The sequence below is a fragment of the Streptomyces sp. NPDC023157 genome, from assembly GCF_055560575.1.
In genome coordinates, this window is sequence record NZ_JBVHIL010000003.1 from 515,729 (window position 1) to 530,079 (window position 14,351).

A 14,351-nucleotide genomic window follows, 5' to 3' on the forward strand; every position below is an offset into this window, starting at 1 on the left:
CGCACAATATTCGTACGGGACGGTGGGAAGGACGCGGATCCGGCGGCGGGGGTTCCGCCGGATCCGCGTCCCGGCCGCGGTTCGTCTCACTGGTTGACGAAGCCGCCGTCCACCGGCAGCACCGTGCCGGTCAGGAACGGGCAGCGGTCGCTGAGGAGCCAGGCCGCCGCGGCGGCGATCTCCTCGGGTGCGGCCGTACGGCCCTGCGGCGTCATCGAGTTGACGGTCCGTTCGAGCCCGGGGTTGCGCCGGAACCAGTCCTCGGTGATCTCGCTGCGGGTGGTGCCCGGGGCGACGGCGTTGACCCGGATGCCCTGCTGGGCGTACTCGTCCGCCGCCGCCCTGGTGAGGCCGACGACGGCGTGCTTGGCCGCGATGTAGGGCGCGGCGGCCGGGATGGCCACCAGTCCTGCCACGCTGCTGTTGTTGACGATCGCGCCGCCGCCGTGCCGGAGCATGGCGCCGATCTCGGGGCGCAGACAGTTCCAGATGCCGCGCACGTTGACGTCCATGACCGTGTCGTAGACGTCGTCGGGCATCAGGTGGAGCGGGGTGCGGTCGCCGCCGACGCCCGCGTTGTTGAAGGCCGCGTCGAGGCGCCCGTACCGCGTCTCGGTGAACTCCACGGCCCGGGCCGCGTCCTCGGGCCGCGTGACGTCGCAGACGACGTACGCGGCTTCGGCGCCCTTGGCCCGTATCTCCTCGGCGAGTTCCGCCAGACGTTCCTCACGGCGCGCGGCGAGGACCACCGTCGCGCCCTCCTGTGTGAAGACGTGGGCGGCGGCGGCGCCGATGCCGCTGCTGGCGCCGGTGACGAGGACGACCTTCCCGGCGAGGAGGCCGCTGTGCGTGTGGTTCGGAGGTGTCATGCCCGTGTGCCTACCCCGGCCGTGGTGCCCGTCAGTCCCTTCTGCCCCATGAGGTCCTTCAGGTCCCTCGCGTACTTCGCGACGAGGGCCCGGCCGAGGCTCGGTATGTCCTGGTGGCCGTCGACGCGCCCGGCGCGGACGACGGCGCGGAACCGGTCGGAGGGGATGACGGAACCCGGCACCGACTCCTCGGGCTCCCGGAAGCCGTGCAGGATCTGCAGGGCCGTGTACTGCCGCTGTGCTTCGGGCAGGGCGCGGATCGCGGCCTCGAAGCGGACGTACCAGTCGGCGTGGTCGTCGACCCGCTCGATGCGGTGTCCGTCCTCCGCCAGCCAGTCGACGATCCGGTCGAGGGAGACTCCGTCGTCGTTCGGGTTCACCAGGCTGAACGTGCGGTACTGGGGTGCGGTCGGCCGGCCCGTGCGCCCGCCCAGGGCGACCACGGCCGCGGCGGTGAAGTCGACGGGCAGGCCGTCGTAGTGGGCCCGCTCGCCGTCCGCGCGGTAGAAGCTGCGCGGCGCTATCCCGGTGGCGAGCACGCTGAACAGCAGGCGGCTGAACATGTCGGGGACGTTGAGCTGTCCGCCGTACCGGCTGTGCGCGAGGATCATGTTGGAGCGGAAGGTGGTGACGGGCAGCCCGCACAGGTCGTGGGCCTCGCGCAGCAGGACCTCGCCGGCCCACTTGCTGGTCGCGTAGCCGCCCGCGTAGCCGCCGTCGACCTCCATCACCGGCAGCGCGGCGCGGACGTCGGTGTACTCGTCGAGGGCGGGTTCGCCGGGGCGGGCGGTGGCGACGGCGACGCTGGAGATGTACGTGAACGGCTTCATCCGGCGGGTGAGGGCCAGCTGCACGAGTTCGGCGGTGCCGACGACGTTCGCCTCGAACAGGTGCGGGTACGGCAGGACGTGGTTGACGAGCGCGCCGGCGTGCACGATGACGTCGACCTCGTCGGCGAGCCGGTCCCAGGTCGCCTCGTCCAGGCCGAGGCGCGGGTCTGCCATGTCGCCGGCCACCACCTCCAGGTGCCCTTCGGCGAGTTCGCCGTACGTGCGCAGGAGCTCCGGGTCGCCGCTGTCGAAGGCCGCGTCGAGGCGGGCCCGTGCCGCGGCGGCGTCCCTGCCGCGGACCAGGGCGATGAGGCGCCCGCCGACGGGGGCCAGCTTCTCCAGCCACTGGAGGGCGAGGAAGCGCCCGAGGTAGCCGCTCGCCCCGGTCAGGAGCACGGTGCGCGGCTCCCCCTCGAAGCGGGGCAGGGCGCGGGCGTCGGCGAGGGTCCGCGCGTCGAGGAAGGCGTCCAGGGCGAGGTCCTTGGCGAAGACCTCGGTGCTGCCCTCGCCGTGCACGGACGCGAAGGTCGGGCGCTCGGTGGTGGCTCCGCGCCGGGCCTCGATGTGCTCGGCCAGGTGCCGCAGGTCGTACGCGGGGCTGATGAGCAGGTCGACCGGCACCCGCACGCCGAAGGTGTCCTGGAGCAGGTTGGAGAACTGTACGGCGGTCAGCGAGTCGCCGCCCAGGTCGCGGAAGTGCGCGCTCGGGTCGACCTCGGCGAGCGAGCCGGCGATCAGGGCCCGGACCGCGCGCTGCACGGTTTCGAGGACCGGCCGGTCGGCGCCGGCGGCGCGGATGTCGGCCAGTTCGGCGTCCTCGCGGGCGGCGGTGTCGGCGTAGAGCTCTTCGAGCCGGGCGCCGTACCGTTCGACGAGGCGGGGCCAGAGCAGCTTGCGGTGGTCCGAGAGCAGGCCGTTGGCCTGGCTGAAGGGTTCGGTCTCGACGAGGACGTCACGGGGGATCTCGTACGAGTTGAGCCCGGCCTCCTTGGCGAGTTCCTGGAACGCCTCGCCGATCCGCTGCTTCAACGCCCGCTCGTCGGTGCCGTGTCCGGCCAGCGCCTCGGGGGTGGGGACGACCACGGCGAGGAGGTAGGAGCGCTCGCTGTTGCCGTAGACGAAGATCTGGCGCACGAGCGGACTGGCCGCGAAGACGGCCTCCAGGCGGGCGGTGGCCACGAACTCGCCCTGGGACAGCTTCAGGACGCTCTTGCGGCGGTCCACGATGGCGATCCGGTCGGGGCCGAGTTCGGCGGCGATGTCGCCGGTCCGGTAGTAGCCGTCCTCGTCGAGGAGTTCGGCGGTCAGCTCGGGCTGCTTGTAGTAGCCGGGGATGATGACGTCGGACTTCAGGAGGAGTTCGCCGCGCGGGTGGGGCGAGTCGGTGCGGAAGTAGCCGAGTTCGGGCACGTCGACCAGCTTGTAGTCGCGGACCGGCGGGCGCAGCAGCACCCCGTCGACGGAGACGCCGGCGGCCTCGGTGGAGCCGTACACGTTGTGCAGTTCGAGGCCCAGCAGGGACTCGGTGAACGCGGTCAGTTCGGCGGAGAGCGGGGCGGAGCTGCTGCTCGCCCAGGTGACCCGGCCGCCCAGGACGTTCTCCCTGAGGTGGGTCCGCACCTCGGCCTCGGCGGTCTCGCGGTCGACTCCGGCGGCCGTGCGCCGGTCGACGTCGCCGCGGAAGCGCTGGTGGAGCATCTCGCAGACGCGGGGCACCAGGGAGAGTTCGGTGGGCCGGGCCAGGGCGACGTCCTCGAAGAACGTCGACAGGTCGCTGCTGGCGGTGAAGTAGCTGGTGCCGCCGCGCGCCATGGTGGCCTTCAGCGAGGAGTGCCCGGCCACGTGGCTCATCGGCGCGTAGTGGAAGGTGACGGCGTACGTCTCGTCGAACAGCTTCGACCAGGCGCCGCCCCACATGGCGCCGGCCAGGCGCTCGGTGTACATGGCGCCCTTCGGCGTGCCGGTGCTCCCGGAGGTGTAGATGAGCATGGCGAGCGGGTCCTCGCCGTCGGCCGCCGTGAACAGCGGGGCCTCGGGCAGGGCGGTGCCGCGCTCGATGAGCTCGGACAGGACGTCCACGGTCACGGCGGGCCGGGTCTCGGCCAGCCGCTCGCGGGCCGCGGCGAGCGCCTCGCGGTGGGCGTCGACCTCGGGGTGGAAGTCGAAGACGACGAGGCGCCGCACGGACGTGCTCGCGCCGACCAGGTCGACGGCGACGGAGAGCCGCTCCAGGCTGGCGGCGACCGTGAACGGCTCGGTCTCGGCCAGGATCGCGCCCAGCTGCGCGGGGGCGGAGCTGGTCTGCAGCGGGACGGAGACGGCGCCGAGGTGGATGCAGGCGAGGTCGATGGTGGTGTAGTCGCGGCTGGTGAAGCCGAGCAGGGCGACCCGCTCGCCGGGGGCCAGGGGCCGGTCCGGGCTGTGGTGCCACTCGCTCGCCACGGCGCGGACCCGCGCCCACAGCTCGCTGTAGGTGGTGGTCTCGTAGCGGGGCAGCAGCCGGATCGAGACCCGTCCTGTCTCGGCGTCCTTCGCGAATTCCTTGACGCGCTCGCCGATGGCGGGCCGGTCCGCGTGGCTCTGCATGACAGATGCCACCACTTGCGCAAGTCGCATTCTGGTTCTCCGCGTCACGTGATTGGGCCGACTTCAGGGAATGGGGAATCGGACGGCCGGCGGGCGCGCGCCGGTATTCCGTCGGGAATACCGGCAGCCTCGGGGGCCGCCGCGCTAAAGGGCGCCGTGCCGTTCAGTCCGTCACTCGATGCTAGGCACACCCGAACGGGCTTCCGGAGAATCGGCCGACTATCTGTCAGGTCCCCGGCCGGTATGGCCGACCGTCGGTACCTGTCCTTTGTCGGCGTGGTAAGAGTGGAGCGGCGCACGGGAAGTGCGCCCTTGATTCCGCCGCGACCGGGTGCCCGTACGGGGGCCCGGCACCTCGCGCGCGGGTCCCTTTTCGCTCACCGCTCCCCTTCTTCTCCCGGAGTGCGCATCGTCATGCAGGATCGTGCCGCTAAAACCCGCCGACAATTGATCCGCTCCGCCGCCGAGGTCTTCGACCGGGGCGGATTCGCGGGGTCGTCCGTCGGACAGATCTGTTCCCTGGCCCAAGTCAGCCAGGGCGCGCTGCACTTCCATTTCCGGAACAAGCAGGCTCTCGGCGAGGCCGTCCAGTCGGCCGCGGCGGAGATCCTGCTGTGCGTCACCGGGCAGGTCCCGGCGTGGCATCCGGCGCCGCTCCAGCTGCTCGTCGACACCTCGCACGCGCTCGCGCAGCGGGTCGCCGGCGACCTGGTGCTCCGGGCGGGTTTCGGCCTGGCGCGCGATCCGGGCTGGGAGGGCGGGGCAAGCCCTTGGCAGCACTGGCGGGAGTGGGTCCGGGGCGTGCTCCGTCTCGCCCGGCGGCAGGGCAGCCTGGCGCCGGGGGTGGACCTCGACGACGCCGTTTCGGCCATCACGGCGGTGATGGTGGGGGTGGAGGGGCTGGAGCACGGCCCGGCCCGCGCCCGGCCCGCGCAGTCGGTGACCCCGTTCTGGCGGCTGGTGCTGCCGCAGCTCGCCGCCGATGCCGTGCGCGGGCGGATCGACGCGGCGGGCGGCCGGCCGGACGCGCCGGGCGGCGTCAGCCGCCCGGGCGGCGAGTCACCGGCGGCGCACCGGCGGCTCGACGGGCGGCCGGCGCCGCACTCCTGCGTGCCGATGACCGACGCGGAGCTGTGCGGTGTCCCCTACAGGGAGATGAGCGGCTCGGCCTCGTAGGCCCGGTGCAGCAGCTCCATGAAGGCCGGCGCCTCGGGCAGCGGAACGGCGCCGACGCGGCGGACGGCGACGCCCGGCGTCCACGAGTTCATGACGGCCGCGCCCGCCAGTTCCGGCAGGTCGGCGGGGGTGAGCTGCCGGCTCCGCTGGGCGATTCCGAGGTGATCCAACTGCCGGCGGACGATGCCCATGGTGACGCCGTCCAGCATGGCGGCCTCCGGCCACACCACGGCGTCGCCGTCCCAGAAGGCCAGGTTCCAGATCGACGCCTCGCTCAGCCGGCCCCGGCGGTCGACGAAGGCGACGTCGTCGTGGCCCTGGTCGGTGGCCTGCCGCAGGAAGAAGGTCTTGGCCGGTTCGCCGACGTGCTTCACGGACGGCAGGAACCGCTCGTGCTCCACCACCGCGAGCGACAGCGGGCCCCGGGGGCCGGTGGCGGGGGGTGCGGTACGGATCAGGAGCTCGGGCTCCTCGTCGGGCGCGGCCACGGTGAACTCGCCGGAGGGCAGGTAGACCGTGGCGGTCAGCGAGAGGTCGGCCGGCGCGCCGGCCAGGGCGGCGCGCAGCAGCTCGCGTACCCGGTCGTCGGTCAGGGCCCGCCCGAAGAGTTCGAGCGAGCCGTGCCGCAGGCGCGCGAGGTGCAGGTCGAGGCCGCGGATCCGGCCGTCGCGCACCTGCGCCGCGGTGAAGTGGGCGTATCCGGCGAAGGCGAGCGGCGCGAGATCCGGAGCCTCTGCTTCCTGGTCGTTGCGCCTGGTCATCGTGGAGTTCGACTGAGTGGTCGTCATGTCGTGCCCAACGACGCGACGCCCGGGCGGACACCCGCTTTCACGCTCGCCGGGAGCAGGTGCGCGGCCGGATCCGGCCGGTCCGGTGGCGTGCCGTCAGGGCCGGGCGGCGGCCGAGAAGGTGCGCGCGCGGGCGGGCTCCGCGCGGTCGGCCCCGGCGCGGGCGGCCCGCAGCTCCATCCCGTCGAGGAAGATCTCCAGGCCGGTCTCGAAGTCCTCCTCGGTGGCCCTCAGCGGGGACTGCTCGGGCTTGTCGCCGCCGGGGAGCAGTTGCTGGGCCACGTGCTGGATGCAGACCCCCTGCACGTACGACCACAGGGCGATGGAACAGGTCCGCGCCAGGTCCGGGTCGTCGGTGAGGTCCGTGAGGGCGTCCACCATCCAGTCGAGGCAGGACGTGTCCGAGAAGTGCCGTGCGGAGCTGGAGGTCACCAGCGCCCAGGGGTGGCTGCAGTACACCTCCCAGTCGAGCCGGGCGGCGAGCCGCATCGCCTCGCGCCAGTCCGGCGGGGCGGGCTCGGGGTAGGGGTGCTCGTCGCACGCCGCCTGGGTGATCAGGGTGAGCAGCGCGTCCTTGTTCGCCACGTGGCGGTAGAGCGACATGACGCCCGAGTCCAGCTCGGTCGCCAGGCGTCGCATCGAGATCGCGGCGATGCCCTCGGCGTCGGCGATGCGGACCGCGGCCGCCACGATCGCACCCCGCGACAGGCTCGGTGAACTCACTTGCCTGCCTTGTGTCTTGATGGCCATGCGTTATTATACCCAGCAGCTTGCGTACGACGTACGCACGAAATTCGCGTACGATGTACGCACACCGCTCGCCCACGACGCGCGCCGGCCTATCGCGTACGCCGTATGCAGCGGTTCGGAACTTCTTCGCACCTTCTCCTGAAAGGTTGCCCCCCGTGACTTCCCCTGAATTAGTCGCGGAGCGTGCCGACCGACGGGCCTGGCTGGGCCTCGTCATCGTGCTCGGCCCGGTCGCACTCGTCGCGATGGACGGCTCCGTCCTCTACCTCGCGATGCCGAGCATCACGTCCGCGATCACGCCCAGTACCGACCAGGCACTGTGGATCCTGGACATCTACGGCTTCGTGGTCTCGTCCCTGCTCATCGCCTTCGGCAACCTGGGCGACCGCTACGGCCGGCTCAAGTTCCTGCTGACCGGCGCCGCCGTCTTCGGCCTCGGCTCCGCGGGCGCCGCGTTCGCGCCGAACCCGGAGATCCTCATCGCCTGCCGCGCGCTGATGGGCCTCGGCGGCGCCACCCTGCTCCCGGCCGGCCTCGCCATCATCAGCAACCTGTTCCACGACCCGAAGCAGCGCTCGCAGGCCATCGGCATCTTCGCGGCGACCTTCGCCGCCGGATTCGCGGCCGGACCGGTCATCGGCGGACTGCTCCTCAGCCGCTTCGAGTGGGGCTCGGTCTTCCTGATCAACCTCCCGGTCGTCGTGCTGTTCCTCGCCTTCGCGCCGGTGCTGCTGCGCGAGGTCCGCACCTCCAACCCGGGCCGGGTCGACGCGCTCAGCGTCGTCCTGTCCGCCCTCGGCATCCTGCTGACCGTCTACTCGGTCAAGAGCGCCGCGGCGGAGGGCCTCTCCCCCACACAGGCCGTCATCGGCGTCGTCGGCGTCGCCCTCCTGGTGTGGTTCGTGCGCCGCCAGTTCGGCCTGGAGCACCCGCTGCTCGACCTGCGGCTCTTCAAGGACCGCGTGTTCACCGTGGCGATCCTCACCGGTCTGATGACGCTCGTCGCCTGGGCCGCCGCCGGCTACCTCAGCGGCGTCTACCTCCAGTCGGTCCTCGGCTACAGCGTCCTCTCGGCCGCCCTGCTGGCCCTGCCGGGCGCCGCCGTCCTGACCGTCGTCTGCATCAAGACCAGCAGCATCGCCGACCGGATCGGCACCCGGTCCGCGCTCATCGCCTCCCACTTCTTCATGGGGGTCGGCCTGCTGCTGCTCCTGGCGACGACCACCGAGCACGGCGTGGCCGCGTTCATCGCCTCCACGATCATCGCCGGCGTCGGCTACGGCCTCTCCTTCAGCCTGGTCGCCGACTACGCCGTCGCGGCGGTGCCGCCCGAGCGCGCCGGCTCGGCCGCCTCGCTCGCCGAGACCAGCAACGAGCTGGGCAACGCGCTGGGCATCTCCCTGCTCGGTTCGCTGGCGGCGGTCTGCTTCCGCCTGTTCGGCCCGGACGTCGCGGGCACGCTCGACGAGACCCTGGACACCCCCGGGCTGTCCCCCGCCGTCGTCGCGAAGGCGGAGGACGCCTTCCTCAGCGGCCTGCACGTGGCCGTCGGCGTGGCGAGCCTGCTCTGCCTCGCGCTCGGCGTCCTGGCCCTGCGGTGGATCCCGAAGGAGCGCAAGGACGGCGACGACGGGGCCGAGGCCGAGACCGACTCGCTGGCGGCCACCTCGTAACGCGACGCACGGACACTCCCGGCCCTGCGGACCGGCCCCTCACGACGGGGACGGACCGCAGGGCCGTGTCGTGCGTGCGGGGCGCGGGCGCTCTAACCGAGCGCCGGCCCCTCCCGTACGGGGTCAGCCGCCACGCGAGCACGAGCCCCTCCCGTACGGGATCAGCCCCCCGGTGCGGAATCAGCCCCCGGTCCGGAATCCGCCCCGGTACGGAAGTCGACGCGGAACGCGGTCTCCCCCTCCTGCGTCCCCACGACCCGCACCGCCCCCGGCTCCGGCAGCCGATCGGCCGTGATCCAACAAGGCCGGTCGAACTCGACGTACCGCTGGTAGGAGGCCTCGATCGCGGTGGGCGCGAAGGGGGCGGGGGCCCGCAGGGCGCGGGCCGCCTGGTCGGCGGCTTCCAGGAGCGCGAGGCCGGGCACGTGGTCGACGGGGTGGTCGAAGAGCAGCCGGTCCCCCGGGTCGTTGCGCAACAGCCAGCGGTGGGGGCGGTCGCCGGCGGCCAGCATCACCTCTCCCGGCGTCGCCCGGCCGACCAGCCCGGCGTCCACGGGCGGCGGGACCTCCCAGGAGCCCCACGCCAGGTCCCGCCGGGCGCCGCGGATCCGCGCGTACACCCGCTCCGAGATCCAGGTGAACTCGCTCTCGGCGCCCGCCACCTGGTCCCCGCCGGAGAGGACGCGGAAGGTCATGTGCAGGGCGCTCATGCCGCGCCGGCCACCGCCGCCGCCGCGCACGGTGACATGGACGTCCAGGTTCGAGGTCTGGCCGCGGGGCACGCGCAGGCCGGGGGCTATCGCGAAGTCGAGGGTGCTGAGCATGGTCTGGTGCCTCAGCGGGACCTCGTGCACGGCGTGCGCGACGACCAGCCCGGTCTGTCTGACGGTCTGGGCGAGGACGCGTGGGTCGTACGGTAAGTCCCCTTGCACGGCGGGCCATCTGACGCCCAGTACGACTTCTCGGTCGGAGCGGCGCTCCCAGCCGGTCACGAGGAGGTGTTCCGCCCGCCGCAGATGCGCGTACGCGGCCAGCGGAGCCGGCGACGGCGCGGGCGGGAGCGGGGCGAGGGTGACGTCGTTCAAGGTTCCCCCTGGGTCGGTGCCCTCCAGGCATACCCGGTGCACCGCTGAAGTACGGGATGTACGTTCGATTTTGGTCATAGGTAAATGTAAGCCCAAGCAACAGTAAAGCGGGGCCGGTTGCCGCCCGTCGCCCACCAGGCCTGACGCCGGGCCGGTCCCGTCGATCACGGACCCCATGTCACGTATGGCGCAAATGTGCGGTCGTCTCGCACGCGCGTCGTATAAAGAAACCGGACGGAAGTCCTCTTTCTCTGGGCAGGGGGTCACTACGCGCGATGGGGAACCTGCGGGAAGACGGGAGCGGAGCGGCCGGACGGCCGGCGGCGGGGCTCGATCCGGAGTCCTGCCGCCGCCTGTTCGGGTCGCTGCACCGCAACGGGCAGCGAGTGAAGGCCGAACAGTACGTCCGCGGACTGCTGTCGGTGGCGGGGCGCAAGACCCTGCGGAGCCTGGCGGCGCAGTTCGACGGCGCCTCGGCGCAGCAGAGCGTGCACCACTTCATCACCACCTCCCCCTGGGAGTGGATGCCGATCCGGCACGCGCTGGCCCGGCAGGCGCAGCGGACCCTGGCGCCCGAGGCCTGGGTGATCCGCTCCACCCTGATCCCCAAGGCCGGGCCGCACTCCGTCGGCGCCGACCCGCAGCGCACCCCACTGGGGACGGTCAACGGGCAGCGGGCGGTGGGGACCTGGCTGGCCTCCGAGCGGTCGGCGGTGCCGGTCGACTGGCAGCTGTGCCTGTCCTCGCGCTGGACGGCCGATCCGCTGCGCGAGCGGGCGAGCGTCCCGGAGGGCGCCGTCGCCTGCACGATCGAGGAGTGCGTACGCCAGGCCGTCGCCGCCCTGTCGGGCATCAGGTGCACCGTGCGGCTGCCCGTGGTGGTGGACGTGGCGGAGGCGGACGGCACCGCGGTCGCGCGCTCCCTGGCGGCCATGGGGCTGCCGTTCCTGGTCCGGGTCGATCCGGCGGCACCGATGCGGCTCGACCGCTCGTCGCTGCCCCGGTTCGGCGATCTCCAGCGCACGGCGGGCGAGTTGGCCGAGTCCCTGCCCCATCTGCGGCAGCAGGTGAACCCCGGTGACGGGCGGACGACGGCCGCGGCGGTGCCGGTGGTGGTGGCGCGGTCGGGCCGGGACCCGCTGACCCTCATGGGCGAGTGGCACCCGGACGAGCGCGCCGGGCGCCGGCTGTGGCTCACCAACCTCTCGGCCTCGCTGCTCGCCCCCGCCCTACGGCTCACCCGGATGCCGGGCGTCGTGGAGCGGGATTTCGCCGAGATAGCGGACGACGTCGGCTTACGGGACTTCGCCGGGCGCTCGTTCCCCGGCTGGCACCGGCACATCACGCTGGCGTCAGTGGCCCATCTGGCCGTCGCGACGGCACGCGACAGGGCGCGGCGCGGGACGGCGGCGGTGATGTCACCCACATCAACGGGACTACCGTTCGGTAACTTGACACTCTCCTCCTGCTCGTGATGGATCAACCGCCCGGTCGCCCCTTACTGTCAGGCCGGGCTCACCCCGTGCCCCTGATCGATCAGAGTCGATGCTCGAGGGCACGGGCTGGATCAGTAGTGAGGAGAATCATGCTCAGCCTCGACCCGCGTCCCATCGCCCCGGTGCGAGGGACTCACGCCACCCCCACCCCCACACCCAGCCCCTTCCAGGCCGGCACCCACGACGCCGTCCTCTCCGAGTTCTCCTCGACGCTCTTCACCTCGCTGTCCCGGAACGACCAGTGCAGGAAGGCCGTCCAGTACCTGCGGGGCCTGCTGGAGACTCCGGGCCGCAAGTCCGTGCGCAACATCGCCGCGCTCCTCGGCGAGCAGGCCTCCGAGCAGAACCTCCACCACTTCATCTCGGCGTCCACCTGGGACTGGATCCCCATCCGCCGGGCACTCGCCGACCACTGGGTCGACGCCCGCCCGCCGCAGGCCTGGGTCGTGCAGCCGGTCATCATCCCCAAGACCGGACGCCACTCGGTCGGCGTGGACAAGCACTTCTTCCCGACCCTGGGCCAGATGCTCAACGCCCAGCGCGCGGTCGGCGTATGGGCGGCCTCGGACACCACCAGCACCCCGGTGAACTGGCGTCTGCACCTCCCCCAGGCCTGGCTCAAGGACGACCGGCGCCGCAGCCAGGTGGCGATCCCCGACGACGTGCCGGTGGAGACCCTGAGCGAGTCGGTGGTCGAGGCCTGCCTGGAGGCCGTGACCCGCTGGCAGTTGCCCGTGCGCCCGTTCGTGCTCGACTCCTGCGAGGTGCACGCCGTCCCCATCTTCGAGAAGCTGCACGCCACCGGCATGCCGCTGCTGGTCAGCGTCTGCGAGGACCAGCCGCTGACCGTCGCGGACCCCGCCCTGCCCGGCGCGGGACGCACGCCACTGACCGCCGAACAGATCATGATCATGGCCAAGGACCTGCGGCGCCCGGTCACGACCCCGCACCACGACCGGGGCGGCGCGCCGCGCACGCACTGGGCCGCGACCGTACGGGTCACCGGACCGACCCTGCCCGGACCCTCCGCCGGGCAGGGCGAGGTGCTCCTCCTCGGCGTGGGCGAGGAGGGCGGCCGCTGGCCGGCCAAGCTGTGGCTGACCAACCTCACCACCGCGCCGCCGGCCTCCCTCGTACGGCTCACCAGACTGGCCGACCGCGTCGACAGGGACTTCCGGGAGATCGCCGACCGGGTGGGCATCCGGGACTTCTCGGGGCGCTCCTTCGGCGGCTGGCACCGCCACATCACCCTCGCCTCGGCCGCACACGCGGTCGTGGCCCTGGCCAGGAGCGACGCCCGCGCGCACAGCGCCTGATCCGTACCCTCCCCCGGTATTCCACCTCCTCCGGACCTCTTTCCCTATACCCCTATCCCCTATATCTCTCCCCCCTTTCTCTCTCCCCGCGACCGGCGGGCCGACGGTTTCCCCACCGTCGGCCCGCCGGTCTCTTCGTATGCGCGCGCCATTCAACTACCACGTGGGCACGCGCACTTGACATATCCACGGCCACTTGACGGATCGCGCGTCACCTGACGGATACCGACCCCGTTTCCCCCGAGGCGCCGGAATCCGTCGGACGATCTAACGCGAGCAGGAATTCCCGCCCTGCCCTTTTCCCCTCCTCCCTTCTCTTTCCCTTCCTCGCGTCCCGCATCGCCGTATGCCGCCGCGCGATTGGAGAATCCGATGGACGACGCCCTGCTCGACATTCGCTATGAGAACGCTTTGCAGCAGCCCCCGTGGGAGGACGAGTCACACGTCCTGCGGGTGCGCAAGGAACTCGCCGCCCTGCCCGCCCTGGTCGGCGCCGAGGACGTACGCACCCTGCGGTCCATGCTGGCCCGGGTCGCGGCGGGTGAGGCCCATGTGGTCCAGGCGGGCGACTGCGCCGAGGACACGGCCGAGTCCACCCCCGGTCACGTCGCCCGCAAGGCCGGTCTGCTGAACGTCCTCGCCGGGCAGCTGCAGATGGCCACGGCCAGACCGGTCGTCCGGATCGGCCGCATGGCCGGCCAGTACGGCAAGCCGCGCTCCCGGCCCACCGAGCGGGTCGGCGACCTCGAACTCCCGGTCTTCCGGGGGCACATGGTCAACAGTCCCGAGCCCGACCCCGAGTCGCGCCGCCCCGACCCGGAGCGGCTGCTCTCCGGCTACCAGGCGGCCCGTGCCGTCATGGCCGGCCTCGGCTGGCTCGACGCCCCCGGCCGCCCCCGCATCGGCGCTCCCGTGTGGACCAGCCACGAGGCGCTGCTCCTCGACTACGAGGTCCCGATGCTGCGTCGGCAGCCCGACGGGCGGCTGCTCCTCACCTCCACGCACTTCCCGTGGATCGGCGACCGCACCCGGCAGCTCGACGGCGCCCATGTCGCCCTGCTCGCGGACGTCGTCAACCCGGTGGCCTGCAAGGTCGGCCCCGACATGACGGCCGAGGAGCTGCTGGCCCTGTGCGAGCGGCTCGACCCCGAGCGGGAGGCCGGCCGGCTCACCCTCATCGCCCGCATGGGCGCCGGGACCGTCGCCGGGAAGCTGCCCTCGCTGGTGGCGGCCGTACGCGCCGCCGGGCACCCGGTGATCTGGCTGAGCGACCCCATGCACGGCAACACGGTCAACACCCCCGTGGGCCTCAAGTCCCGTTACCTGGAGACGATCGCGCGCGAGGCCGACGAGTTCCGCGACGCGGTCGCCGCCGGGGGCGGTGTCGCGGGCGGACTCCACCTGGAGACGACCCCCGACGACGTCACCGAGTGCGTCCTGAACCCCTCCGAGGTCGACCTCGTCGGCACCCGCTACACGAGCTGCTGCGACCCCCGGCTCAACCCCGGCCAGGCCCTGTCCGTGGTCTCGTCCTGGTGGAAGGCCGCCCACGCGGCCCGGCCGGCGGCCGCGTAGCCGCGACGGCCCCACCGCCCCCGGCCCGGCGCCGACCACGCCGTACCGGGGCCCACGGGAGGGGCGCGGCCCGGCCGGGGAACCCCTCGGGGTCCCACACCCCTCCGTGCCTCGCCGCGCCCCTCCGCCGCCTTCCGGCACCCGGCCGCCCACGCCGTCCGTGCCCCTTGTGCCACCCGTGCCATCCACACCACACCACCTCCCCCC

Annotated in this window: 10 protein-coding genes; 5 read left to right on the forward strand and 5 right to left on the reverse strand. The window is 72.6% G+C overall.

The features are described 5' to 3' along the window. Window positions 1-86: 86 nt before the first annotated feature. Complete coding sequence (locus ACZ3ZE_RS13340; RefSeq protein WP_467259047.1) at window positions 87-869, reverse strand: glucose 1-dehydrogenase; 783 nt, start codon at window positions 867-869, stop codon at window positions 87-89. Further along, complete coding sequence (gene car / locus ACZ3ZE_RS13345; protein WP_467259050.1) at window positions 866-4,285, reverse strand: carboxylic acid reductase; 3,420 nt, start codon at window positions 4,283-4,285, stop codon at window positions 866-868. Before car ends, ACZ3ZE_RS13340 begins: the two co-directional genes overlap by 4 nt. Window positions 4,286-4,699: 414 nt before the next feature. Here car and ACZ3ZE_RS13350 point away from each other — a divergent pair, with 414 nt between their 5' ends. Continuing rightward, complete coding sequence (locus ACZ3ZE_RS13350) at window positions 4,700-5,461, forward strand: ScbR family autoregulator-binding transcription factor (RefSeq protein ID WP_363291474.1); 762 nt, start codon at window positions 4,700-4,702, stop codon at window positions 5,459-5,461. Here the strand turns inward: ACZ3ZE_RS13350 and ACZ3ZE_RS13355 are convergent. Together ACZ3ZE_RS13355 and ACZ3ZE_RS13360 are read right to left on the reverse strand one after the other, a co-directional pair. Continuing rightward, complete coding sequence (locus ACZ3ZE_RS13355) at window positions 5,431-6,249, reverse strand: aminotransferase class IV family protein (protein ID WP_442304158.1); 819 nt, start codon at window positions 6,247-6,249, stop codon at window positions 5,431-5,433. The two genes, ACZ3ZE_RS13350 and ACZ3ZE_RS13355, sit on opposite strands and share 31 nt — an antisense overlap. Window positions 6,250-6,345: 96 nt before the next feature. Beyond that, on the reverse strand, window positions 6,346-6,972 hold the full coding sequence (locus ACZ3ZE_RS13360) for a TetR/AcrR family transcriptional regulator (RefSeq protein WP_467259053.1): 627 nt from the start codon (window positions 6,970-6,972) through the stop codon (window positions 6,346-6,348). A gap of 272 nt (window positions 6,973-7,244) precedes the next feature. Here ACZ3ZE_RS13360 and ACZ3ZE_RS13365 point away from each other — a divergent pair, with 272 nt between their 5' ends. After that, window positions 7,245-8,672 (forward strand): MFS transporter, encoded by a 1,428-nt coding sequence (locus tag ACZ3ZE_RS13365; protein WP_361174270.1) that lies wholly within the window; start codon window positions 7,245-7,247, stop codon window positions 8,670-8,672. Window positions 8,673-8,833: 161 nt separating this feature from the next. Here ACZ3ZE_RS13365 and ACZ3ZE_RS13370 read toward each other — a convergent pair whose 3' ends face one another. Continuing rightward, window positions 8,834-9,757 carry a ScbA/BarX family gamma-butyrolactone biosynthesis protein gene (locus ACZ3ZE_RS13370; RefSeq protein WP_361173985.1) on the reverse strand — a complete coding sequence of 308 codons (924 nt, stop codon included), beginning with the start codon at window positions 9,755-9,757 and terminating at the stop codon, window positions 8,834-8,836. A 275-nt stretch (window positions 9,758-10,032) separates the two neighbouring features. Between ACZ3ZE_RS13370 and ACZ3ZE_RS13375 the strand changes: the two genes are divergently transcribed. The 3 genes from ACZ3ZE_RS13375 to ACZ3ZE_RS13385 all read left to right on the forward strand — a co-directional run bounded on the left by ACZ3ZE_RS13375 (window position 10,033) and on the right by ACZ3ZE_RS13385 (window position 14,144). Then, the gene (locus ACZ3ZE_RS13375) at window positions 10,033-11,232 is read left to right on the forward strand and encodes an IS701 family transposase (protein WP_363291476.1); all 1,200 of its coding nucleotides are present in this window, start codon (window positions 10,033-10,035) and stop codon (window positions 11,230-11,232) included. 110 nt (window positions 11,233-11,342) lie between these two features. Continuing rightward, the gene (locus ACZ3ZE_RS13380) at window positions 11,343-12,569 is read left to right on the forward strand and encodes an IS701 family transposase (protein ID WP_361173979.1); all 1,227 of its coding nucleotides are present in this window, start codon (window positions 11,343-11,345) and stop codon (window positions 12,567-12,569) included. A gap of 372 nt (window positions 12,570-12,941) precedes the next feature. After that, the gene (locus ACZ3ZE_RS13385; RefSeq protein ID WP_361173977.1) at window positions 12,942-14,144 is read left to right on the forward strand and encodes a 3-deoxy-7-phosphoheptulonate synthase; all 1,203 of its coding nucleotides are present in this window, start codon (window positions 12,942-12,944) and stop codon (window positions 14,142-14,144) included. Window positions 14,145-14,351: the final 207 nt, after the last annotated feature.